This is a genomic window from Aquisphaera insulae (assembly GCF_011064615.1).
Lineage (GTDB): Bacteria > Planctomycetota > Planctomycetia > Isosphaerales > Isosphaeraceae > Aquisphaera > Aquisphaera insulae.
Map to the genome: position 1 here is coordinate 1 of NZ_JAALJH010000025.1, position 21,807 is coordinate 21,807.

General features: G+C 67.1%; 23 protein-coding genes and 2 tRNA genes. 15 read left to right on the forward strand and 10 right to left on the reverse strand.

Features of this window, described 5'->3' with window-relative positions; translation table 11 throughout:
* A partial coding sequence (locus G6O54_RS15265) for a hypothetical protein (protein ID WP_165226512.1) occupies positions 1-894 on the reverse strand: 894 nt, incomplete at its 3' end.
* Between the two features lie 129 nt (positions 895-1,023).
* Between G6O54_RS15265 and G6O54_RS15270 the strand changes: the two genes are divergently transcribed.
* Positions 1,024-1,566, forward strand: a complete 543-nt coding sequence (locus tag G6O54_RS15270; protein WP_165226513.1) for a cysteine hydrolase family protein — start codon at positions 1,024-1,026, stop codon at positions 1,564-1,566.
* Here G6O54_RS15270 and G6O54_RS15275 read toward each other — a convergent pair.
* Complete coding sequence (locus G6O54_RS15275) at positions 1,558-2,877, reverse strand: hypothetical protein (RefSeq protein WP_165226514.1); 1,320 nt, start codon at positions 2,875-2,877, stop codon at positions 1,558-1,560. The genes G6O54_RS15270 and G6O54_RS15275 overlap by 9 nt on opposite strands.
* A 132-nt stretch (positions 2,878-3,009) precedes the next feature.
* On the opposite strand from G6O54_RS15275, the gene G6O54_RS15280 reads away from it, so the two are divergent.
* Complete coding sequence (locus G6O54_RS15280) at positions 3,010-3,819, forward strand: enoyl-ACP reductase FabI (RefSeq protein WP_165226515.1); 810 nt, start codon at positions 3,010-3,012, stop codon at positions 3,817-3,819.
* The gene (locus G6O54_RS15285) at positions 3,816-4,265 is read left to right on the forward strand and encodes a (deoxy)nucleoside triphosphate pyrophosphohydrolase (RefSeq protein ID WP_250846909.1); all 450 of its coding nucleotides are present in this window, start codon (positions 3,816-3,818) and stop codon (positions 4,263-4,265) included. The genes G6O54_RS15280 and G6O54_RS15285 overlap by 4 nt, the downstream gene beginning before the upstream one ends.
* Before the next feature lie 22 nt (positions 4,266-4,287).
* Here the strand turns inward: G6O54_RS15285 and G6O54_RS15290 are convergent, their stop codons facing one another.
* The 4 genes from G6O54_RS15290 to G6O54_RS15305 all read right to left on the reverse strand — a co-directional run bounded on the left by G6O54_RS15290 (position 4,288) and on the right by G6O54_RS15305 (position 7,513).
* Entirely contained in the window at positions 4,288-4,899 is a 612-nt protein-coding gene (locus G6O54_RS15290; RefSeq protein ID WP_165226516.1) for an ATP-dependent Clp protease proteolytic subunit, read from the reverse strand.
* A 51-nt stretch (positions 4,900-4,950) separates the two neighbouring features.
* Positions 4,951-5,631 carry a ClpP family protease gene (locus tag G6O54_RS15295; RefSeq protein ID WP_165226517.1) on the reverse strand — a complete coding sequence of 227 codons (681 nt, stop codon included), beginning with the start codon at positions 5,629-5,631 and terminating at the stop codon, positions 4,951-4,953.
* Between the two features lie 187 nt (positions 5,632-5,818).
* Positions 5,819-7,336: a trigger factor gene (tig, locus tag G6O54_RS15300; RefSeq protein WP_165226518.1), complete on the reverse strand. Its 1,518-nt coding sequence runs from the start codon at positions 7,334-7,336 to the stop codon at positions 5,819-5,821.
* A 105-nt stretch (positions 7,337-7,441) separates the two neighbouring features.
* Positions 7,442-7,513: transfer RNA gene (locus G6O54_RS15305), tRNA-Gly, on the reverse strand.
* Between the two features lie 314 nt (positions 7,514-7,827).
* On the opposite strand from G6O54_RS15305, the gene G6O54_RS15310 reads away from it, so the two are divergent.
* A complete protein-coding gene (locus G6O54_RS15310) occupies positions 7,828-8,511 on the forward strand; it encodes an FHA domain-containing protein (protein ID WP_165226519.1) in 684 nt (227 codons plus the stop codon).
* Between the two features lie 217 nt (positions 8,512-8,728).
* Positions 8,729-9,481, forward strand: a complete 753-nt coding sequence (locus G6O54_RS15315) for a S24 family peptidase (RefSeq protein ID WP_165226520.1) — start codon at positions 8,729-8,731, stop codon at positions 9,479-9,481.
* Positions 9,482-9,527: 46 nt separating this feature from the next.
* On the opposite strand, the gene G6O54_RS15320 is transcribed toward G6O54_RS15315, so the two are convergent.
* Entirely contained in the window at positions 9,528-9,911 is a 384-nt protein-coding gene (locus tag G6O54_RS15320) for a P-II family nitrogen regulator (RefSeq protein ID WP_165226521.1), read from the reverse strand.
* Between the two features lie 226 nt (positions 9,912-10,137).
* On the opposite strand from G6O54_RS15320, the gene G6O54_RS15325 reads away from it, so the two are divergent.
* Complete coding sequence (locus tag G6O54_RS15325) at positions 10,138-10,842, forward strand: hypothetical protein (RefSeq protein ID WP_165226522.1); 705 nt, start codon at positions 10,138-10,140, stop codon at positions 10,840-10,842.
* A 145-nt stretch (positions 10,843-10,987) separates the two neighbouring features.
* Here the strand turns inward: G6O54_RS15325 and G6O54_RS15330 are convergent, their stop codons facing one another.
* The gene (locus G6O54_RS15330; RefSeq protein ID WP_165226523.1) at positions 10,988-11,197 is read right to left on the reverse strand and encodes a carbon storage regulator; all 210 of its coding nucleotides are present in this window, start codon (positions 11,195-11,197) and stop codon (positions 10,988-10,990) included.
* 245 nt (positions 11,198-11,442) lie between these two features.
* Between G6O54_RS15330 and G6O54_RS15335 the strand changes: the two genes are divergently transcribed.
* The 5 genes from G6O54_RS15335 (at position 11,443) to G6O54_RS15355 (ending at position 15,080) form a co-directional block, all read left to right on the forward strand.
* The gene (locus tag G6O54_RS15335; RefSeq protein ID WP_165226524.1) at positions 11,443-12,960 is read left to right on the forward strand and encodes a DUF1570 domain-containing protein; all 1,518 of its coding nucleotides are present in this window, start codon (positions 11,443-11,445) and stop codon (positions 12,958-12,960) included.
* A gap of 78 nt (positions 12,961-13,038) precedes the next feature.
* A tRNA-Pro gene (locus G6O54_RS15340) sits at positions 13,039-13,113 on the forward strand.
* Between the two features lie 995 nt (positions 13,114-14,108).
* Positions 14,109-14,255 (forward strand): hypothetical protein, encoded by a 147-nt coding sequence (locus tag G6O54_RS15345; RefSeq protein WP_165226525.1) that lies wholly within the window; start codon positions 14,109-14,111, stop codon positions 14,253-14,255.
* A 106-nt stretch (positions 14,256-14,361) separates the two neighbouring features.
* The gene (locus tag G6O54_RS15350; RefSeq protein ID WP_165226526.1) at positions 14,362-14,664 is read left to right on the forward strand and encodes a hypothetical protein; all 303 of its coding nucleotides are present in this window, start codon (positions 14,362-14,364) and stop codon (positions 14,662-14,664) included.
* Positions 14,661-15,080, forward strand: a complete 420-nt coding sequence (locus tag G6O54_RS15355) for a type II toxin-antitoxin system VapC family toxin (protein WP_165226527.1) — start codon at positions 14,661-14,663, stop codon at positions 15,078-15,080. The genes G6O54_RS15350 and G6O54_RS15355 overlap by 4 nt, the downstream gene beginning before the upstream one ends.
* A gap of 1 nt (position 15,081) precedes the next feature.
* Here G6O54_RS15355 and G6O54_RS15360 read toward each other — a convergent pair whose 3' ends face one another.
* On the reverse strand, positions 15,082-16,935 hold the full coding sequence (locus G6O54_RS15360; protein WP_165226528.1) for a sulfatase-like hydrolase/transferase: 1,854 nt from the start codon (positions 16,933-16,935) through the stop codon (positions 15,082-15,084).
* A gap of 399 nt (positions 16,936-17,334) precedes the next feature.
* Here G6O54_RS15360 and G6O54_RS15365 point away from each other — a divergent pair, with 399 nt between their 5' ends.
* On the forward strand, positions 17,335-18,585 hold the full coding sequence (locus G6O54_RS15365) for an RNA polymerase sigma factor (protein ID WP_165226529.1): 1,251 nt from the start codon (positions 17,335-17,337) through the stop codon (positions 18,583-18,585).
* A gap of 32 nt (positions 18,586-18,617) precedes the next feature.
* On the opposite strand, the gene G6O54_RS15370 is transcribed toward G6O54_RS15365, so the two are convergent.
* Positions 18,618-20,213 carry a vWA domain-containing protein gene (locus G6O54_RS15370; RefSeq protein ID WP_205678826.1) on the reverse strand — a complete coding sequence of 532 codons (1,596 nt, stop codon included), beginning with the start codon at positions 20,211-20,213 and terminating at the stop codon, positions 18,618-18,620.
* Positions 20,214-20,528: 315 nt separating this feature from the next.
* On the opposite strand from G6O54_RS15370, the gene G6O54_RS15375 reads away from it, so the two are divergent.
* Genes G6O54_RS15375 through G6O54_RS15385 form a run of 3 tightly spaced genes read left to right on the forward strand, consistent with a single transcriptional unit; the run spans position 20,529 to position 21,765 of the window.
* On the forward strand, positions 20,529-20,918 hold the full coding sequence (locus G6O54_RS15375; protein WP_250846910.1) for a DoxX family protein: 390 nt from the start codon (positions 20,529-20,531) through the stop codon (positions 20,916-20,918).
* On the forward strand, positions 20,915-21,298 hold the full coding sequence (locus G6O54_RS15380) for a YciI family protein (protein WP_165226532.1): 384 nt from the start codon (positions 20,915-20,917) through the stop codon (positions 21,296-21,298). Before G6O54_RS15375 ends, G6O54_RS15380 begins: the two co-directional genes overlap by 4 nt.
* A gap of 23 nt (positions 21,299-21,321) precedes the next feature.
* Positions 21,322-21,765 (forward strand): YciI family protein, encoded by a 444-nt coding sequence (locus tag G6O54_RS15385; RefSeq protein ID WP_165226533.1) that lies wholly within the window; start codon positions 21,322-21,324, stop codon positions 21,763-21,765.
* Positions 21,766-21,807: the final 42 nt, after the last annotated feature.

Below are 21,807 nucleotides of genomic sequence, written 5' to 3' on the forward strand. Positions count from 1 at the left end.
ACGAGCGTTGCGGCGGTCTTGCTGGGCAGCCTCGTAGAGCAGGACGGCGAGCCAGAGGACCACGAACGTGATCTCCGCGAGCGTCTCGTGTCGTGTGAACAGCCGAGGTATCGCGATCGCGGCCGGCACGCCGAACATCCCCCAGAGTAGCGCGAAGATGGGGAACCGCATCGCGTGCGAGTCAGAGCGTCGCCGGAGCTTCGTCACGGCCTTGCCTTCGGCCGGCGTAAAGAAGTGCAGGCCTCCCCAGAGAAAGAGTGGAAGGACCGGGGCAACCAGGAATCGAGGATGCCCGGCGATGCGCCACGCGACGACTCCGCCGAGGCTGGCCAGGATCACCAGCGGTAAGCAGTAGAACGCCCAGCGGCGGCGGGTGATCAGGACCTCGTCCTTATCGACCTGGCCCGGAGGGCGTCTCGGTAGACCGTACCCCCGCTTGTAAGCGAAAAGGTCCCAGCCGGACTGAACCTCGGGATCGACCATGGATCGCACGAGACCGATGAAGGCATCGCAATCTCCAACCGTCCACTCCCATTCGCCGAACTCGATCGAGAGCCGCGTCGAGTCATCCCGGAGAACGAGCCCACGGGGAAGCCATTTCGCCCGGATCACATCGCCCAAGTCGAGCTCGCGGTTGCGGAAAACACCGATGATCTCAAGTCCCGAGCCGCGGATGGCCAGCTTCCTGCGATAGGACATGAGAATCAGCATCCCTCCAAGGGCGGCGAAGAAGAGACCGACTCCTCCGGAGAACCATGCGGCCCGGATCGGCAGGCGCTCCTGCTTGTCGGCAAAGGCCGCGAAAGGGCCGAGGATGGCCAGCGTGGTCCCGAAGACGAATCCCACGAGCCCGATGAAGCGATGGATTCGAGAGACCCGATACGTCACTTCCATGGAAGCTTCCCGACGGAGGGAGGGGACGGTCGAACCGACCACGATATACTACGTGCACTGTGTATTCGCCGAATCGTGCCGATATTCGTCCAGGGACCATTCAGGCCGGCCCTCACCCCGGGAGCGATCATGCGTCGTGCCCTCCTCGTGATCGACGTGCAGAACGAGTATTTCACGGGAGCCCTGCCGATCACCCATCCGGCCGGCCACCTGGACAGGATCCTCCAGGTGATCGATGCCGCAACGGGCAAGATCCCGGTCGCGGTGATCCAGCACCAAACGGAAGATGGACCGATCTTCCGGAAGGGGAGCGCGACCTGGCAGCTCCACCCCGAGATCGCGCGTCGGCCTCGCGACATCGTGATCGAGAAGACCCTCCCCGGCTCCTTCACCGGGACGAACCTGGAAGAATGGCTCCGCGGGCAGGGCGTGGATGCGGTGACGATCGCCGGGTACATGACCCACATGTGCTGCGACACGACCGCCCGCCAGGCTGTTCATCGCGGGTTCAAGGTGGAGTTTCTTCGCGACGCCACCGGGACGCTGAGCCTCTCCAACGCCGGCGGGACGACGACGGCCGAGGAGATGCATCGCGCCATCCTGACCGCCCAGGGACAATTCCTGAGCGAGGTCGTCGCGACGGCGGATTGGATTCCGAGGCTGTCATCGTGAGTCGGGACTCACGGCCGCCGGGGTCCCGGGCGGCAGCCACGGATTGCGCCTCGGCCGGCGGCGGGCCTCCAGCTCGTCCAGGAGGTCGTTCTTGAGGTCCCCGTGCGAGTCGAACGTGCGGAACCGGGGCTGCATCAGGTAGTGCCGGCTGACCTCCTCGGCCTCGCCATAGAGGAAGAAGGCCGCCAGCAAGAGGGTCAAGATCCACCGCGATCGACGCCCGAGGGCCACCATGCCCTCGGCGAGGAGCATGTGGTACGTCGGCACCAGATAGAAGACCAGCCGCCCGTGGAACGGGTACTGGCGGACCGCGGACGCCGCCAGGCCGAAGAGCAGGGGGGAGACCAGGAGCCAGAGAGCGCCCGGCCGGCGCCTCCCCAGCGAGAGCCCGCCGATCAGGGCGACCGCCGAGGCCACCGCCGCGGTCCCCGTGAAGTCGAGCGGCGAAAGAATGCTGCCCGGATTGATGAAGACGTTCGCCATCGACTCGGCCACCAGCCTCGCGTCCGCGACCGTATGCGGCGGGATCGGCAGGAACGCGAAATCCCACCAGACCCAGATGAAATCCCGGCTGCTGAGGATGGATCGGGAGAGCAGGACGCAGAGGCCGATGTTGACGACCCAACCCAGCCCGATCCCGGCGACGGCCAGGATCTTGCTTCGATCATGGCCTCGGACCGCGTCCCACAGGAGTTTCATCCCGATTCCCGCCAGCACGAAGAGGACCGTGAATGAGAACCAGGGGGCGATCAGGCCGAACACGGCCAGGCGGCCGAGCGGCCGGGCGCCACTCGCCTCGCCGTCGTCGGCCGGGGAAGGCGAGGCGAGGGCCAGGGCCGCCAGGGCCATCAGCAGGTCGCACGAGTACTGCTTGACCTCGGCCGAGTAGTAGAGCAGGTGATCGCCGAGCGCCAGCGTCGCGATGGCGATCGGCACGGCCCGCGGGTCCAGGTAGCGGCGGGCCGCGGTCCGCATCAGGAAGACGCAGGCGATGCCGCAGAGCAAGGGGAAGAGCCGCGCCGTGGCCAGCACGTGGAAGGGCAGGTGGACCAGCAGGCGCTCGACGACCAGGAAGCCCGGCGGGGCCATCTGGTCGTTCACCAGGACGTGATGGAAGTCGAAGGGAGCCCGGCCGACGATGTTCTCGAGCAGGAGCCGCTCGTCCAGGTAGAGGTTGCGGAACCCGAGGAACTCGGCGATCCGCAGGGCGACACCGACCGCGATCGCGAGCCGCTCAAGGTTCCCGAGGGTGAGCAACGGGCCGCGTGGTTTCGTCAGCCAGGCCGGCAATCCATGCGTCGATTCGGACAAGGCGGCAATCCTCCGGCGACGAAACTCCATGTTGAGCGGTCCCATGCGTCCGGGTATTTTACATCTTCGTGATCCAGGATCGATGCGACGAGCCGGCGGGCGGATTGGGCCCGCGAGGGAAAGGGGTCGGGGATGGGGATTTTCTCGGGGAAAAAGGGGCTCGTGCTGGGGGTTGCCAACGACTACAGCATCGCCTGGGCCATCGCGCAGAAGCTCATCGAGCAAGGGGCGGAAGTCGGCTTCACCCACCTCCCCGGCGACAAGATGGAACGCCGCGTCCGCAAGCTCACCGACCCGATCGGCGCCAAGCTCCTGGTCCCCTGCGACGTCCAGAAGGATGAGGACGTGGCGGCGGCGTTCGACAGGGCGGGAGAGGCGTTCGGCTCGCTCGACTTCGTCCTCCACTCGATCGCCTTCGCCCCGATCAACGACATCAAGTGTCCTTACGCGGAATGCAGCCGCGAGGGCTTCAAGACCGCGATGGACATCAGCGTCTATTCGCTGGTCATCGTCGCGCGGAACGCCGCCCGGTACATGCCCAATGGCGGCTCCATCCTCACGCTCACCTACTTCGGGGGCGAGCGGGTCGTCCAGGGCTACAACATGATGGGGGTCTGCAAGGCCGCGCTCGACGCCTCGGTGAAGTACCTGGCCTATGACCTCGGCCCCAAGAAGATCCGGGTCAACGCCGTCTCCGCCGGTCCGATCAAGACGCTGGCCGCCTCCGCGGTCGGCGACGCGGACGCCCTCGGCGGCCTCTACGAGGCCGTCTCTCCCTTGCAGCGGAACATCGAACGGGAGGAGGTCGGTTCATCCGGCATGTTCATGCTCTCCGACCTGGCCAGCGGCATCACGGGCGAGGTCCTCCACGTCGATTGCGGCTACAACGTGATGGGCTCCCCGGGCCGGGCCGTCGAGGCCATCAAGGCCGGCAAGCTGTGAGCGAGGGGGACGCGAGGCCGGCCGAGCCCGCCGGCGAGCCGACGGGCGTCGGCATCGGCCTGATCCAACGCGCGGGCCGCTACTACGTCCAGCGCCGGCCCGAGGGGACGGTCTACGCCGGCTACTGGGAATTCCCCGGCGGCAAGTGTGAGCCGGGGGAGACTCCCGAGCAGGCCGTCGCCCGAGAGTGCCTGGAGGAGACGGGCCTGGCGGTCGCCGTCAGCCGCCTCCGGCACGTCATCGAGCACCGCTACCCCCACGGGCTCGTCCGGCTCCACGTCTTCGACTGCGAGCCGGTCGACCCCCGGGCCGAGCCGGCCCAGACGCACGAGTTCCGCTGGGTCCACCCCAGGGAGCTCGAGACGCTCCGCTTCCCGGAGGCCAACGAGCCGGTCCTCCGCGAGCTGGTGGCGTCCGCGCGCGAAGAAGCCCGGTCGTCCGAGTGAGGACCGGGCTTCGCGTCGGCGATCAGACCCGCTCGGGATTCGCGGGGAACATCGGGGCACGGTCGACGACGTTGTCGATCAGGCCGTATTCCTTGGCCTCATCGGGCCCCATGAAGCGGTCGCGGTCGGTATCTTCCTGGAGCCGTTCCAGGGTCTGGCCGGTGTGCTTGTTGTAGATCCCGTTGAGCTGCTTCTTCATGCGGATGAACTCCTCCGCATGGATGAGGATCTCGGTGGCCGTGCCTTCCATGCCGGCGAGCGGCTGGTGGATCATGATCCGGCTGTGGGGGAGGGCGTTCCGCTTGCCCTTGGCGCCGGCGGTCAGGAGCAGCGAGCCCATGCTGGCGCACTGGCCGATGCAGTACGTGGCGACGTCGCACGGCACCCACTGCATGGTGTCGTAGATCGCCATGCCGGCGGTGACGCTGCCCCCGGGGCTGTTGATGTAAAGGTGGATATCGGCCTTGGCGTCCTGGTGGGCCAGGACCAGCATCTGGGCGACGATCAGGTTGGCGACGTTGTCGTCGATCGCGGTCCCCAGGATGATGATGCGGTCCTGGAGCAGGCGGGAATAGATGTCCATCGCCCGCTCTTCGCGGCCGCTTCGTTCGATGACGATCGGGACCAGTGGCATGGATGGAAAGCCCTTCGGAATCGAGTAAATTGGCGGCGGGACGGGTTCCGGCTAGCGGACTTCCGGCGACGGCGAGGACGGGGACGCGGAGACGACGCTGGATCCGGGCCCCTTCTCGCCGAGGGCCCCGCCGGGGATCCGCCCGACGACCTCGTCGACGAGGCCGTATTCCTTGGCCTGCATCGCGCTCAGATAGCGGTCGCGCTCGGTGTCGCGGGCGATCCGCTCGATCGGCTGGCCGGTGTGGCGGGCGAGGATCTCGTTGATGACCTGGCGGCTCTTGACGATCTCCTCGGCCTGGATCTCGATGTCGGAGACCTGGCCGCCGACCTGGCCGTAGGGCTGATGGATCATGATCTTGGAGTGCGGCAGCGAGTATCGCCGGCCCTTCGAGCCCCCCGCCAGCAGGACCGCGGCGCCGGAGGCCGCCAGGCCGATGCAATAGGTGGCGATGGGGCACTCGATGAACTGCATGGTGTCGTAGATGGCCAGGGTGCTGCTGACGCTCCCCCCGGGGCTGTTGATGTAGAAGCTGATCCCCTGGGTGCGGTTCTCGTACTGCAGGTAGAGGAACTTCATGACGGCCATGTTGGCCACGGCGTCATTGATGACCCCTTCGAGGAAGACGATGCGGTTCTCCAGCAGCAGGTCGCCGAGCGTCATCTGCCGCTGGCGGGCGTAGTCGCGATAGCGCTGGAGCTTGGGGTCCGCGAGCGGATGATCGAACGGCATGGATCGGTCCTGTGGATCACCGCCCCGGACTCTCGCCGCGCCGTCGGGGCAGGGCGGTGGAGGCCGGGGTCAAGGGCAGGGGCGCATGACAATCCGTCTAAACGATAGGTACGGGGAGCCGTCCGGACAAGGGACCGCCGCCGGCGAGTTGGCCGGCGTCGGCCCTTCGCCGCGAGTCGGCCGATCCTCAAGACTCGGTCGCGGCATCCGCCGGGGCCGCATCCTCGGCCGCCGGGGCCACATCCTCGGCCGCCGGCGTCGCGGTCTGGTCCAGGGTCTCGACGGCAGACTCGGTCTCCACGGCGGCCTCGTCCGTGATCTCGACCCGCGTGAGGATGTGGTCGAGCACCTTGCGCTCGAGGATCTGGGTGGCGAGGGACTCGCCCAGGCCTTCCTTCTCGAGGCGGGCGCGGATCCGGCGGGCGCTCTCGTCGGTCCGGGCGGCGAGGGCCTCGATTTCCATGTCGATGTCGTCCTGCTCGACCTCGATCCCCTCGGCCTCGGCGATCTTGGCGAGGAGGAAGAACTCCTTGAGCGAACGGAGGGTGATCTCGTGTGCGTTCGCCCGGACTTCCGCCTCGCGTGCCCGGATGTCGTTGTCGGAGTAGCCCCCCTGACGAAGCTCGGAGACCAGCCGCGCGGTCGTCGACCGCTCCTGGCGGGAGACGAGGTCGGGCGGGAGGTCGAAGGGGGTCTCGGCGATCAGGGCGTCCATGATCTGGCGCCGGACCGCCTGCCTCTGCTGGGACGCGTAGCGGCGCTGGAGCGACGATCGCACGGCGTCGCGAAGCTCATCCAGGCTGTCGAAGCCGATTCGCTCGAGGAAGGACGCGTTGGCTTCCGGCAGGCGGAGCTGCTTCAGGTCGTGGACCACGACGTCCACCTTGACCGTCTTGCCGCGAAGCTCCGGATCGGGGATCGAGGTGCCGAGCTGGGCTTCCACCTCGCGGGTCTCGCCGGGCTTGACTCCGGCCAGCACCTTGCCCATGGAGGGGATGTGGCCGTCCTGGAATCGGAGCTCGGGCTGGAGGCGGAACTGGGTCTCCTTGACCTCGCTGAGCGGAGCCCCGTCGGGTCGATGGAACTTCAGGTCGGCGGTCAGATAATCGCCGATTTCCGCCGTCCCTTCGAGCTTGGGCACGACCTGGGCGTACCGCTCGAGGAAGCTCTTGAGCTGGGCCTCGACGTCCGAATTGCTGATCTCCTTGACAGGCCGCTTGACCTTCAGGCCCTCGTAGGCCGGCAGGGCAAACTCGGGCCGGACCTCCACGTCCATCTCGAAAGACATCGGCCCTTCGTCGGGGAGGGTGATGGCATCGACGTCGAGCTGAGGTTGAGTGATCGGATTGAGCTTGTAGTCGGCGTCAATCTGTTCGAGGCTCGCCATCAGGATCGACGACTTGACCTGCCCCGAGACTTCCTTCTTGAATCGCTTGATGACGAGCTGCTTCGGGGCGTGACCGGGCCGGAACCCCGGCACATGGGCGTCCTTTTGGAACGTGCCCAGCGATTCGTTGAACTGATGCTCGATTTCCGTGCGAGGGATGGTGACCTTGAGGTGCTTCTTGCACGGCCCGACGTCCGCGATATGAACGTCGATCTCCAGCTTCCGCTTCGGCTTTTCGCTCTGATCCTGGGCGGCCGCCTCATCGGAGGGCTGGTCTGTCACCGACACGGACGTTTCGTGCTCTTCCCCGCTGCTCATCTCGGCATCCTCGATCACGATTCACGACAGGCCGGGACGGCTTGATCCGCCATCACGCGACCCGCGTGCTCGAGCGAGAAGGCCACCCCGGAGGCTATACGTCAGAGCGGGAGATGGGATTTGAACCCACGACAACCACGTTGGCAACGTGGTGCTCTACCCCTGAGCTACTCCCGCGATGCTCGATGGACCCCCATCCCCCGCGGGCTTGTGCCCGGGATGGCCGCTCGCATCGACGACGATCTCAGTATAGGAGCCTCGCGCCGGAATGCAAGACGCTTCCGACCAAACCTCCGCGATCCGCCGCCCGAAGACCCGTCCGGCCGCCCCGAGATCATGCAACGCATGCACGGCTTTCCATTTGCGTCCTCCTTCTGGAGCGTGTAGCCTGTTATTGCGCGTCGCTCACGCCGCATTTCTCTCGGAATATCCATCACTCATCGCGAAAAGCCGTCCATTCCAGTGGCCCAGCTACCCGGGGTTGCCTAGAGATGAATTACCTCCTCCAGATCGTCCGTGGCCGCAGCGAGGCGACCAACCTGAAGCTGGCGCCGGGGGTGAACAGCGTCGGCCGACACGACGATTGCCTCATCCGGATCCGATCGTCCCAGGTGAGCCGGAAGCACTGCGAGGTGATCGTCAACGAGGACAAGCTGCTGGTCCGCGATCTCGGCAGCGCCAACGGGACGTACGTCAACGGCAAGCGCGTCCTGGGACAGCAGGCGTTGAAGGCCGGCGACGAGCTGATGGTGGGCGGCGTGACCCTTCGCGTCGGCCAGTCGGGCGCGACCCCCGCGCCGTCGAGGCCCGCGTCCGGAGCCGCCAAGCCCAAGCCATCGGACACTTCGGAGCTCGAGGCGCTGCCCGCCGAGGATGACGTCGAGTTCGCCATCGACGACGACGAGGAATTCGTGGTCGCCGTCGATGACGACGACGAGGAGGCGGCCGACCACATCGACATCATCCCCCTCGACGACGAGCCGCCGCCACCACCCAAGCCCTCCAAGAAGTCCGCCCCCGCGGCAGCGGGGGCCTCGCCCTCGAAGAAGGCTGCGGCCGACGGTGCGGGCGAGGACGCGGGCGAGCCCGCGGGGAGCTCGGGCGCCGCCTCCAGCAAGGAGGAAGAGGATGCCGTCGCGCAGTTCCTCATGGACCTGAAGCTCGACGACGAATGATGCCCGCTTCCGCCCCTCGGCCCGATCCTGTTGCATACGGGGCTCGTTCGGCGCCTCCGGCCGGAGAAGTTGGACACTTCCCGAAAATATTGATTGATTTCTCCGCCGCATGGCCTTAAATAGCTTTGTCGGGCGTTGATACTTCGTCTCTACAGAACCTCGTGCCGCCAGGATTGAGTCCTGCCATCACGGCCTCACGGCTTGCGGAGCACCTCGCATGGCTCGTCGCAAAACCCTCCCGGAATCCCTCAGGGCCAAGCATGCCCTCGCCGAGCGGTTGGCGGCCTTACGCCTCGAACTCTTCGGCGATCGCGGCGGGCCGGAAATGGCCCGCCGCCTCGGTATCCCCGTGAGGACCTGGTACAACTACGAAGGTGGGGTCACGGTCCCCGCCGAGGTCGTGCTCCGGATCATCGAGCTGACCTCCGTCGAGCCGACCTGGCTGCTCTCCGGGAAGGGGCCCAAGTTCCGCCAGGGGTCCCTCCTTGAACATGACTCCGGGGACAGGTCCTCCGTCGGCAAGGTGGGCCACCTCCTGCGCACGGCGCTGCAACTCCTCGAGAACGGCGAGGCCGACCAATCGGGCTTCGTCTCCGAGCGGGCCGGCTCCCGGTCGCTGACGCAGTTCGAGATTCCGCACACCTCCCCGGCCCGTAAGGAGCTGCTCGAGGCCCAGCAGGAGAACCGCGGCATCCGGGTGGAAGGCGACGCGATGGCCCCGGTCGTGGCCGACGGCGCCCTGATCTCGTATTCGCGGGACCCGGAAGAGTCCGCCCACCTCGACGGCAAGATGGTGGTGGCCTGGATCGACGACCGTCCCATCGTCCGGTGGTTCCAGGATTGCGGCCAGTACGGGCTCTTGCGGGCAGAGAACCCGGATGCGGTCCCCAGGCAGCAGCTCGTGGACCTCCGCCCCGGCGCGGACATCCCCCGGATCCGGCGGGTCCTCTGGATCGACACGCCGCATTGACCGGGGCCATCGACGAACTCGACCGCCAGGCCGCCGGGGGCCTACGCTACCATCCGATCGTCTCGAAGGCGCACGCCTGGACCAGGATCTTGCCGTCCCCGATGCGGCCGGTTCGCGCCTGGCTCTCGATGGCCGAGATCGCGGCCTCGAGGTGCTCCCGCTCGACGAAGACCGTCAGCTCCACCTTGGGCAGGAACGAGGCGTTGTACTCGCTCCCCAGGTAGCGATTCAGGCGATTCTTCTGCCGGCCGTACCCCATCGCCTCGCGGACCGTCGCCGCCAGGATCTCGACCGATCCGAGCGCCGAAAGGACGGCCTGCGCCCGAAACGGCTTGACCGTGGCGGTGACCTTGAGCGTCCGCGCCCGGGGGCCCGTGTGCGGGGCCGCCGCGGTGGACTCGTCCGAAGCTGGGTTCGCTTCTCCTGCCATGGCACGCGGTCCCTCGAAGACCTCTCCCAACTGGTTTCGCTGGCGGCGGGAGACTAGAATCTCAAGGCTACCAGGTTCGGGTCGAGATCCGGAAGACTCGAGACGCGACGGGACGAGTCGTGCGGGGCCGAAAAGGCCCTCGAAGCGGGGCGACGATCGCACGATCGGAACACGTCTCGCAGACAAGGAGAGAGACATGAGGCGGGCGGTCGCAATCACTCTTGGCATGACTCTCGTACTGGCGGCCGGTTGCGGCACGAAGAACTACGAGGATCGACTCCGGCTCACGATCGCGCAGATGAAGTATCAGCGGGACCTGGACAACAACCTCACCCCCCCTTCCACCAAGGGGAAGCTGGAGGAGCTCCAGATCTACGTCCGGCCGCCCAAGGAGATGACCGGGCCGACCCAGGCGTTCATGATGACCCCGATCGAGCCCGGCCGATTCGACGTCGAGGCCAGCTTCATTGAGGACCAGAAGCAGAGCCTCCACATCCTGGGTCGCGTCAAGCGACCCAAGGCGGCGGCCAAGAAGGGAGCCGCTCCGCAGCCGGAGAACGCGCCCCGGGGCGATTTCCGGGCCGAGGTCCTGGACCTCGTGAAGGCCGCCTACGGCGTCGAGGTCGAGGCCGGCAAGCTCAAGGAAGACGTGCGGAAGGGAAACGCGTTCCGGGCCGTGACGCTCGACCCCAACAACGGCAAGGAAATCCAGGTCGACTTCTACGGCGACGGCAAGGCGAATCCGTATGAGGTCGCACTCGTCTTCGAGTACCTGAAGGCCGATGGCCCGACCGTGGTCAAGCCGAAGATCGCCTACTGCCTGGAGTCCTTCGCCGTCGGCGACAAGGCCAAGCGGCTCTTCGCCGGCAGCGAGACCGATGAGGACGCCGGGGAGTCCTCCGAGGAAAGCGCGGCGCCGGGCGCGTTCTGAGTACGAGACTATTCCAACGCACCCGACCATCGGCGGCCGCGTCGCAGCCGCCGATGGTCAGATCGTTGGGGCCTCACGAGTCCGGAATCGGGCTCCATGTCCCATCGCCGGCGGACCCGCCCGCGACCGTCCGATCGCCGACAATTCAGGCGAGGATCTCGGCGGGCTCGGCCTGGCCGACAGCCGCACTCATCTCGTCGGTCGAGTCCTGCGCGAGCTCGCTGCGGAGGATCGCGACATCCCGGGGTGCCTCGATCCCGATCCGGATCTGGTTCCGCTCCACCTTGACGATCGTGATCTTGATATCCGTCCCGATCATGATCGACTGCAAGGGCTTACGACTGAGAACGAGCATGCTGACCTCCCTGGCATCCCGGTGTCGTGGCGGATCACCGATTGACAAACCGATCCTGTATGTACTTCCTGTCGGATTCTAACGCGGTCCGCCGACACGACCGTGCGCCGGGGCCGTCGAATCTGACCGGTTTCTTTAGCATTTCCCGTTCCCCGGCCGCGATTTTTCCGTCGGCCGACCCCCATCTCTTGCCGGCCGGGGCCGCGGATGCCGTCGAGTCCCCGGGCCAGGAGGATCGGCGCCCCATGTCCAGGACTCGAATCGTGCCGCGACACGTCCTGGCGATCGTGCTTACGGCCTGGTGGATCCAGGGCCTGGGGCGTGCGGATCTCCTCTACTTCGAGAAGGGCGGAGAGATCCAGGCCCCGGCGAAGGTGGACGGCGACCGGGTCGAAATCACGTTCCTCGATGCGGTCCGCGACTTCCACCGAGCCGATTTCCGCAAGCTCGTCGCCGGATTCTCCCCCGAGGCCGAGTGGCCGGATCGGCGGGCCCGGGCGCAATCCGAGGGGGCCGCGGGCCGGTACGAGGCGATCTGGTGGGGGCTCGAGAATGGACTATCCCTCGAGATCGCGCCGGAGATCCGCGCCCTCCACGAGGCCGAGCCCTCTCATGCTCCGGCGGCCCGCATGGCCGCCGTGCTCCAGCGCCTGGCCGAGCCGTGCCGCGATCCGGACCTGACGGGATTCCGCAAGGCCCTGGGCGTCTCCATGGAGGTCGCCCGGGGACCGCATGTGGTCCTCCTGCATCGGCAGGCCGATGTCGAGGCGGCCCGGCGCGTCGCGCTCCTGGAGCGCGTCATCACGAGCTTCTACCTGGACTTCTCGGGTCGAGGGATCGAGCTGCGAGTGCCGACGGATCGCCTGATCTTCGCCTGGTACTCCGAGCAGTCGGATTACCTCGCCTTCCTCCGCGCACAGAACGCCGGTGCGTTCTCCACCACCAACGGGTATTACCATCCGACGTGGACTGCCGTTGTGGCCTACGACTCCCGCCGATCCCCTCGCCAGGAGCAGGGGAGGGAAGCCGCCGAGGCCCGCCGTGAAGAGCTCCGGCGGTTCCGCCAGGCCCTGGATCGTCTGCCGGCGGGGGCGAAGCTCCGGGTCGTGCTGACGGGCGAGCCCCCGCGGACGCTCGCCCGCGCCGAGGGCCGGGCCCTCGCGGATCGGCTCGATCGCGAGGTCCAGCGGGGGGAGCTGCTGCTCGAGGCCGAGCGGCTGGCGATCGACGACGGGACGGCCGCGCACGAGATGGTCCACCTGCTCGCGGCGGGCAGCGGCCTGCAATCGCGCCACGACGATTTCCCGATCTGGTTCCAGGAGGGACTCGCCGCGCAGTTCGAGGTCGTCCGCGGAGGCCGCTGGGCCGGGATCTCCCGGGCCCATGACCTTCGGCTCCGAGACTGGCGAAGTATCGAGCCCGCCCCCGCCCTCGAGCCCCTCCTGCGCGACCGGGGCTTCGGCCACGGCTACCAGCGTGACGCCTACGCCCAGACCTGGGCGCTCGTCTATTTCCTGCGATTGGAGCGATCGAGCCAGTACCTGCGGTTCGTCGATACGCTCCGCAGCCGCGACGCCTCGCTGGGAGACCTGTCCCGCGATGACCGCACGGTCGCCGCCTTCCGGCGAGCCTTCGGCGAGGATCTCGCCGCGACCGAGCGCGACTGGCATTCGTTCCTCGCCCGCACCCAGACACCCCTCGAGCGCCACGCCCCCGCGGCCGCTCTTCCTCGGGAGGAGAGGCGCCAGGGTCCCCGCCGCTGAACCTGCAAACTCGCGCGACTTCCGTGCCCTGCGGTTGACAGGTCACGCGTAATCGCTAAGATTCAACCTACGCGATGACGGGGCGTAGCTCAGCTTGGCTAGAGCGCACGGTTCGGGTCCGTGAGGTCGGAGGTTCAAATCCTCTCGCCCCGATTTTTGGCCGCAACGCGGCCAGGAATACAGCATTCAGCTTTGGAACGGTCTCCAGCTCGATTCCTAGACTCTTCAATCCGTTCCGAGCCACCTTCCCGAAGCGGGCGTCACCCTGCCTGCACTCCTTCGGGTGATTTCCAACCTCGCCTCAGGAGCCATCTCAATCCGAGCGGAGGGATGGACGCGGCCGTTCGGGAGTGTAAAGCCGACATCCCATGACGACCTACGTTCCGCCGTCGGGTCGGGGTGATGTCATGGGGATGGGGCTGGCAGACGATTCGAGACGGGTCTCGATCGATCGCCGAGGCTTCCTGACCGCCGGGCTGGCCGGGCGAAGAGGGGGGCGGCCGGTGTGTCCTCCCGTGACGGCTCGGCCTCGGGCCCGGGTGTCGAGGGCCGTTATTACCCCGGCAAGGAAGTTGATCAAGCTCACGGATATCGAACGGCCTCCTGAATCCCCCCACGCTCGGGGACGCGAAATCCGGCTCTCCCCCTTACGAAGGGGGAGTTGGAGGGGGTGCTTGGTGCCGGCCAGGGCGATCGAATTCACCCCCCTGAATCCCCCCTTCGTAAGGGGGGAAGTGAATGCGGGCCGGCTTCCCTGTCAGCGGTAAGAGCCCTATCACGGTGATCTTCTTCCTTGCCGAGGTAATAAGCCGCGGGAATCCCGCGTCGTCGATTCGGCAAGACGGTTACGGACCTTCCCATCCTGGGCATGGGCGGGTCGGCGATGGTCGAGAAGTGGCAGGCCGGGTACGGGCCGCAGCTCCCGTTCCGGGACCGCGTCGCGATCGGCCGCCGCGATCGCCCCGAGCTTCTCGCCGGAGCGGCGGGCGAGGCTCCGCACGGCGGCCCTGCGATGGGCCCTGGCGGATCGTCGGGTCACGCTCGCCGTCGTCGGGGTCACCCGGCCGGAAGAGATCGAGACGAAGATCACGCCCGACGACCGCGCGACCATCGACGAGTACCTCAAGTGGAACCCCGACGAATCCTCTGTGATCCACGACTCGGACAAGGCCGCCCCCGGAAAGGGTGTCATGCAGGTCTACGCCTACCGGATTGCCGATGGGCTGGAGACGAATCTCTCGCTCGACCCGAAGAAGAACGACCAGTTACCGTGCGTGCTGGGGTTGCCGCACTGAGGGGGCCCGGGCGGGGCCCGGATTCGGTGGACGGCTTCATCGATCGGGCGATCACCCGTATAATCAGCGTGTCAAGAGGAGCCAAGCAGAAGGGAAGGAGGCAAGAGTGGAACTCCCCGTCATCATCGAGCCGATCGACGTCGGATTTCGAGCCATTGGAGCCGGCGGACTCTCGGTCGGCCTGGTGGCCGATGGGCAGACTGCCGAGGAAGCGATCTCTCGTCTCGCGGAACGCGTTCGATCGCGCGTGGAAGCCGGGGCGACGATGACAGAGTTGAGCCTCTCGGACATCGAGGCCCCGTGGAAGCAGGACGCGGGATATCTGAGAGACGATCCCATGTACGAAGCGTGGCGTGAGGCTATGGCGCAGAATCGACGCAGGCTTGATGAGGACCCCGATGCTCTATGAGTATCTACCTCCTCGACACCGACACCCTATCCCTTTACTACCACGAAGATAAGGGCGTCGTCAGCAGGCTCGATTCGCGTTCGGCGACGGAGCTTGCGATATCCATCGTCACCGTCGAGGAACAGTTGACCGGCTGGTACACCTTGCTCAAACAAGCTCGCCATCCTCGCGAAATCGCCCATGCCTATGATCGACTTGGCCAAGCCGTGTTTCGATTGGCCAGATGGCGAATCTTGCCCTATTCTGAGCCTGCGATCGCGAGAGTTGCCTATCTCAAGACGCTCAAATTGAATGTGGGGATCATGGATCTCCGAATCGCCGCAATCGCACTTGAGAATGACGCCGTTGTTGTGACTCGAAATCGTCGCGATTTTGTTCGAATTCCCGGCATCCGGATGGAGGATTGGTGCCTCTGACTCAATCGTCCTCATCCTCCGACGCCGTCATCTCGTCCAGCCGCTCGCGGAGGCGTTCGAGGAGGGACGCCGAGTCGGTCGCGGCGGCCAGGTCGTGGAGCTGGCCGGGATCGGCCTGGACGTCGTAGAGCTCCTCGCGGCCGTCGGCGTTGCGGATGAGCGAGAACCGATCCGCGACGATCGCCGACATCGGCCCGCGCCAGGCGGGGGGCCTCGCGGGATTTCGGGATGCACCTTCCTTGATCCGGACCTCGGTCAGCGCGGGGGGCTCGCCCTCGTGGTGCCCGGCGAACGACGAGCCGGGGAAGGACGTCCCTTCCAGGCCGATGACGTCCAGGATCGTGGCCGGGATGTCGCGCAGGCTGACGGGCCGGGAGACGACCTCGCCGCCGTGGGCCCGGTGCGGCAGGAAGAGCAGGAGGGGGACGCGAACCTCGGAGTCGTAGAGACTTCGACCGTGCCCGGTCAGGCCGTGTTCCCCGATCGCCTCGCCGTGGTCGGCCGTGAGGATGATCACCGTGTCGTCGAGCTCGCCCCGCCAGGCCAGCTCGTCGAAGAGGCGGCCGATCTGCTCGTCGAGATAGGCGAGGCAATCGTCGTAGGAATCCCGGGCCAGCGCGACCTGCGGATCGGTCAGGCTCGACCGAGATCGACCGTCCCAGTCTCGGATCGCGGCGGCCTCCTGGGCATCGGCCGGCGGCCTGCCGAAGGGTCGCTTCGCCCCATCGGGCGGGATGAACGGGCCGTGGGCGTCGAAGTAATTGAGGAAGGCGAAGAACGGCTGCTGGTCGTCCGATCGCCGGTCCAGCCAGGAGAGGAACGCCGCGTTGATCCGCCCCGCGTCCTTGCGCCGACGCTCGACGCCCCCGAACCTGCCGGCCATGGCCTGGACCGCCAGCCGGCCCAGCGACGAGCAACGGAGAGCCTCCTCGACCGAGATGGCGGACTGCTCCTCGTAGTAATCGTCATAGTGGTTGAAGCCCCTCGCCAGGCCGAACCAGTGGTTGCAGAAGAAGGTGTTGGCGATGAAGCCGGCCGTGGCGTATCCGTGCGCGCCGAGGACCTCCGCGATCGTCGGGTACGACTTGCCCAGGGGCTTCTTCTCCCCGACATCCAGGTCATGGTGCCATCGTCCCGTGAACATGCTCGCGTGCGAGGGGAGGGTCCACGGGGCGGTCGACCGGGCCTGGTCGAACCGGATCGCGCGGGCCGCCAGGCGGTTCAGGTTGGGGGTGGTATCCCTCTCATACCCATAGAGCCCCAGGCTCTCGGCCCGGACCGTATCCAGGACCAGGAGCAGGACGTTGGGCCGCCCCCGGTGGTGCGCCGGCGAGGGCCTTGCCTGGCGATCTCGCAACCCCGCGAGCACGCGATCCCAGTCGTGAAGCCCGATCGCCAGGGTGGCCGGGACGATCGCGGCGAGGGCGAGTCCGCGGCGGAGCCTCCGAGAGTTCAGCGAGCCGTGCCTGGCGAGCAGGACCCCCGCGGCGATCGCCACGGCGAGGCACGCGAATGCGTACAGGCCGGGGACGGTCAGCAGGAGTGCCAGGCCGCAAAGGAAGCCCAGCAGACCCAGCGTCATCCGCCCGGCCCACCTCGGCGAGATCCACGCGAAGCCTGCCAGGAACGCGCCGGAGATGCCGAAGATCAGGAGGTTGGAGGCCGGGATCATCCAGACGAAGTGCCGGCTCATCTGCGACGCACCGAGCGAGACCCCGCCGGTGATCGCGTTCCGCACGATCCACTGCGCGACCTCCAGCACCCCGGTCAGCAGCCCGAACCCGAGTGCCAGGCGCGCCACGGAAAGCGATGAGATGGACCGTTCGCCCTTCCGCTCGTCCACGTCCTGTCTCACGACAACATCCATGTTGTTTACCACTCCCCTCCGGGGACCGGAATCACTCGTAACGCGGATCGTCCAGCCAGGCAAGGCCGACTTGCCCGCCATCTGACCGGCTCCGCGTGCCTGGACGCTCGATTGAACGGCGTTTGTTCGAGTCCGGGAATCGACGAGAAGACATGCCCTCGAGCTTATCGGAATATTGCGTGTCGGGCGCGCGCACAAAATGGAAAAGTCCATGGCCCGAGCCCTCTGGTGTTTCCTCGATCAGATGGATGCCCGACCCGGGCCTATCCGGACCTCCCGTCCTGTCCGCCGAAATGACCTGGAAATTGGCTGGACCACCAGCGCACATCTGGCTACTATCCATCCGTCGATCCGAATGACCTGTCCAGGTGTCAAGGGGCGATCGTCATGGATGGTTGCGTAACGACCGGCGTCCGGGAGGAGGTGGACGCCGTCTATCGGGCGGAGTCTCGTCGGGTATTTGCCAGCCTGGTGCGGTTGCTCGGGGACTTCGACGTGGCGGAGGAGGCGCTTCACGAGGCCTTCGCCGCGGCCCTGGAGCGATGGCCGCGTGACGGCATGCCCGCGAATCCCCGGGCCTGGCTGGTCTCGACGGGTCGGTTCAAGGCGATCGACGCGATCCGCCGGCGGGCGCGGTTCGAGGCGGCCCTGCCGGAGCTGGGAGAGCGGCTGGAGCGGGCCGAGTCGCTGGCCCTCGCCGGGCCCGGCGATGAGGTCGAGGACGACCGGTTGCGCCTGGTCTTCACCTGCTGCCACCCCGCGCTGGCGGCGAGCACGCAGGTGGCGCTCACGCTCCGAGAGGTCTGCGGGCTGACCACGGAGGAGATCGCGGCGGCCTTCCTCGCCACGCCGGCGACCATCGCCCAGCGGATCGTCCGGGGCAAGGCCCGGATCCGGGACGCCAAGATCCCCTACGAGGTCCCGTCGATCGCCGACCTCCCCGCGCGGCTCGAGGCCGTCCTCTCGGTCATCTACCTGGTCTTCAACGAGGGCTACGCCGCCAGCTCCGGCGAATCGCTCACCCGTCCCGACCTGTCCGCCGAGGCGATCCGACTGGGGCGGCTGCTTGTCCAGCTCCTCCCCGATCCCGAGGTCATGGGGCTGCTCGCCCTGATGCTCCTGCAGGAGTCCCGCCATTCCGCGCGGTCGTCGACGGAAGGGGATATCGTGCTGCTGGAGGACCAGGACCGCACGCGCTGGGACGGGACGCTGATTGCCGAGGGGAAGGCGCTCATCGAGCGGGCCTTCCAGACGGGGGAGCTGGGCGCCTACACCATCCAGGCGGCGATCGCGGCCGTGCACTCCGCCGCGGCGACGGCCGAGGCCACCGATTGGCCCCGGATCGTGGCGCTGTATGACCTGCTGCGGCGGGCCGCCCCTTCGCCCGTGGTCGAGCTGAATCGAGCCGTCGCGGTCGCCATGAGGGATGGCCCGGCGGTGGGACTGCCGCAGGTGGACTCCCTGCTCGGAGGCGGGGCCCTCGAGGGCTACCACCTCGCCCACGCCGCCCGGGCCGATCTCTGCCGGCGGCTGGGCCGCGCGGACGAGGCCCGCGCGTCCTACACCCGGGCCCTCGAGCTCGCCAGGCAGGAGCCGGAGCGCCGGTTCCTCCAGCGGCGACTCCGCGAGCTGGGATGAGATGAATGGCGACCGGTCGCAAGCTTCGTGGGTCACCGGCCCAGGGCTGCAGCTTTCGTCACCAGTTCGAGGAACTCGCGGCGATAGCCGCCGGGGTCCTCGCCGACGGCCGGGGTCGCGAGGTCCACGACGCGTGACCACGTCAGGTTCCCCTTGTGAGGCGAATCGCGGAGGAGCATCCCGAAACCGGCGACGGCCGCCGCGAATCGCAGGTCACGCGAGGCCGATTCCGCGGGCGTGTCCCCATCCACCACGCCCCCCTTGACCAGCCGGCTGACGTCCGCGTCGGGCGCTTTGAAGCGGATCTTGACCAGGAGCGATTCGAGATGCCGTCCGCCGGTCGAGGTGGGCGTCTGGAACTCGAGCGTCTCGGTTGCGTCCCCGGTCAGGGCCGTCTCCTTGCCGGGCGGTATCAACTCGTAAAGAGCCGTGACATGGTGCCCCGCTCCGATCTCGCCCGCATCCTTCGTGTCGTCGTTGAAGTCTCGAGTGCTCAGGAGTCGGTTCTCGTAGCCGATCAGCCGGTACGCCCCAACCCGCGCCGGATTGAATTCGACCTGGATCTTCACGTCCTTGGCGATCGTCACGAGGGTCCCGCCGAGTTCCTCGACGAAGACCTTGCGGGCCTCGCGCGGGGTGTCGATGTAGCCATACTGGCCGTTGCCCTTGTCGGCGAGCTGTTCAAGGACCGACTCCTTGAGGTTCCCCATGCCGAAGCCGAAGACGCTCAGGAAGACGCCGCTCCTTGCCTTGCTCTCGATGAGACGGACCAGCTCGTCGTGGCCGGTCATTCCGACGTTGAAATCGCCGTCTGTCGCCAGGATGACGCGGTTGGTGCCGTTCTTGATGAAGTTCTGGACCGCCGTGTCGTAGGCAAGCTGGATCCCCGCCCCGCCGTTGGTCGAGCCGCCGGCCTGGAGGTTGTCGAGCGCCTCGAGGATGGTCGCCTTGCGGTCGCAGGTGGTGGACGGGAGGATCAGCCCTGATGCGCCGGCGTAGACAACGATCGCCACCCGGTCGTTCTCGCCGAGCTGATTGACCAGCGTCTTGAGCGACCCCACCAGCAAGGGCAGCTTGTTGGGGGCCAGCATCGAGCCGGAGACGTCGATCAGGAAGACCAGGTTGCTGAGCGGACGCCCGCCTGCCTCGACCTTCCGGCCGGTGATCCCGATCCGGGCGAGCCGATGGTCGGGCTGCCAGGGGCAGCCGGCGATCTCGGCATGGACGGCGAACGGCTCGTCTCCGGCGGGAGGAGGATCGTCGTAGTGGAAGTAATTGAGGAGTTCCTCGATCCGGACAGCGTCTCTGGGGGGACGACTGCTCTGCGCGAGGAAGCGCCTGACGTTGGCATAACTGGCGGTGTCGACGTCGATCGAGAACGTCGAGAGGGGTTCTCGGGAGACCGGCACGAAGGGGTTGTCCGTGACCTTCGCGTAGGTCTCCTGGCCCTGGACAGGTTCGCCCGGGTTGCCCTCGGGGATGTCGGTGGCTGCGGGAACGGCCGGGACCTTCTCGAACCGGGTCGACGCTACGCGAGGACCAGACTCCCGGGCCGACTGCTCATTACACCCCCATGCGAGCATGGCGCAAGACGCGATCACGACCAGATTCCGACAAGTCCGGATCATGGACGACCTCCCGGCAGGCCGGTCCGCGCAGCCCGAAACCGGCCTCAAGTCCTGAGGAAACAGGAAAGGATTCGTCAGAAAATGGCCCGGCCAGGATTCACTACGCTCATCATGGAGTCGCGGATCGATGGGAAATAGAAAAAAAGGAGGAGCGATGTCGTTGTTCGCGTCCGCCATTCGACCAGGAGCAAGCCTGGTGAAAGGCCCCCGAGTTGAGGGAGCACGGGCGTGCGACCGCGAAAAGGAATGATTCCGATGAGCACTTGCGTCGAATCGGGAACTCGGGTAATCCCTCCGTCGCCGGTGGCGAAGTGGGTGGGACGCGTGATTTCGAGCGTGGTCGTGCTCTTCCTGCTGGTCGACGGAATCGCGAAGGTTCTCAAGTTCGGACCGGTTTTGGAGGCATGCGCCAGGCTCGACGTGCCCGAGTGGACGATCCCGTGGCTCGGCGGCGTCCTGATCGCGGCCACTCTCCTCCACGCCGCACCCCCGACGGCCGTGCTCGGTGCGCTCCTGCTGACGGGTTACCTCGGCGGGGCCGTATGGACCCACCTGCGCGTGGGCGGTCCGGCATTCCCGGTGGCCTTCCCTATCCTCCTTGGCGCGATCCTCTGGTTGGGGCTCTGCCTCCGCGAGCCCCGGCTGCGTGACCTGATCCCCGTGTGCCGCGGTCCCAGGCGGCCGGGCAGAATGGAGAGTCGATGAAGTTCTTGCTGCTGGTCTACCTGGAAGAAAACGCCCTCACGGAGCGGCAGCGGCAGGACTGCTACGAGGAGTCCACCGAGCTCTGCCGGGAGCTCCACGGGCAGGGCCGGTTCTTTGGCGCCTCGCCGCTTCAGCCGATCTCCACCGCCGCGAGCGTCCGGGTCCGCGAGGGGAAGCCGCTCGTGACCGACGGCCCTTTCGCGGAGACTCGCGAGCAGCTCGGCGGCTATTTCCTGGTCGAGGCGAGTGACCGTGAGGAGGCCATCGCGATCGCCGCACGGATCCCCGCCGCCCGGGATGGGACGATCGAGGTCCGTCCGATCGTGGAGCTCCCGGGGCTGCCCCTGGGGCCCGAGCCGCTCTTCGCGTCGAGATCCTGACAGGAACCTCCGGAGATGACGCGATGAGAGTGATGGTGATCGTCAAGGCGACGGCGGAATCCGAGGCGGGAGGCTTCCCGAGCGAGCAGCTCATCAGGGACATGGATCAGTTCAACCAGGAGCTCGCGAAGGCCGGGGTCTGGCTCGAGGCCGGGGGGCTCAAGCCCAGCTCGCAAGGGGCCCGCGTCCGCTTCTCCGGGAAGGATCGGATCGTGACCGACGGCCCCTTCGCGGAGGCCAAGGAGCTGATCGCCGGATTCTGGCTCTGGGAAGTGGGGTCGCTCCAGGAGGCCATCGACTGGGTCAGGCGCTGCCCGTGTCCGTTCGACGCCGACTCCGAGATCGAGATCCGACCGATGTTCGAGCCCGGCGAATTCGATCCGAGCGATTTGACCGACGAGGACCGCGAGCAGGAGCGGCGGCTCCGCGCCGAGGCCAAGGCCCGGCTCCGAGGCTCGTCGTCCTGAGGCTTGCTTCGGCCTCTCCGACGGATTTGCACGACCCGGGCG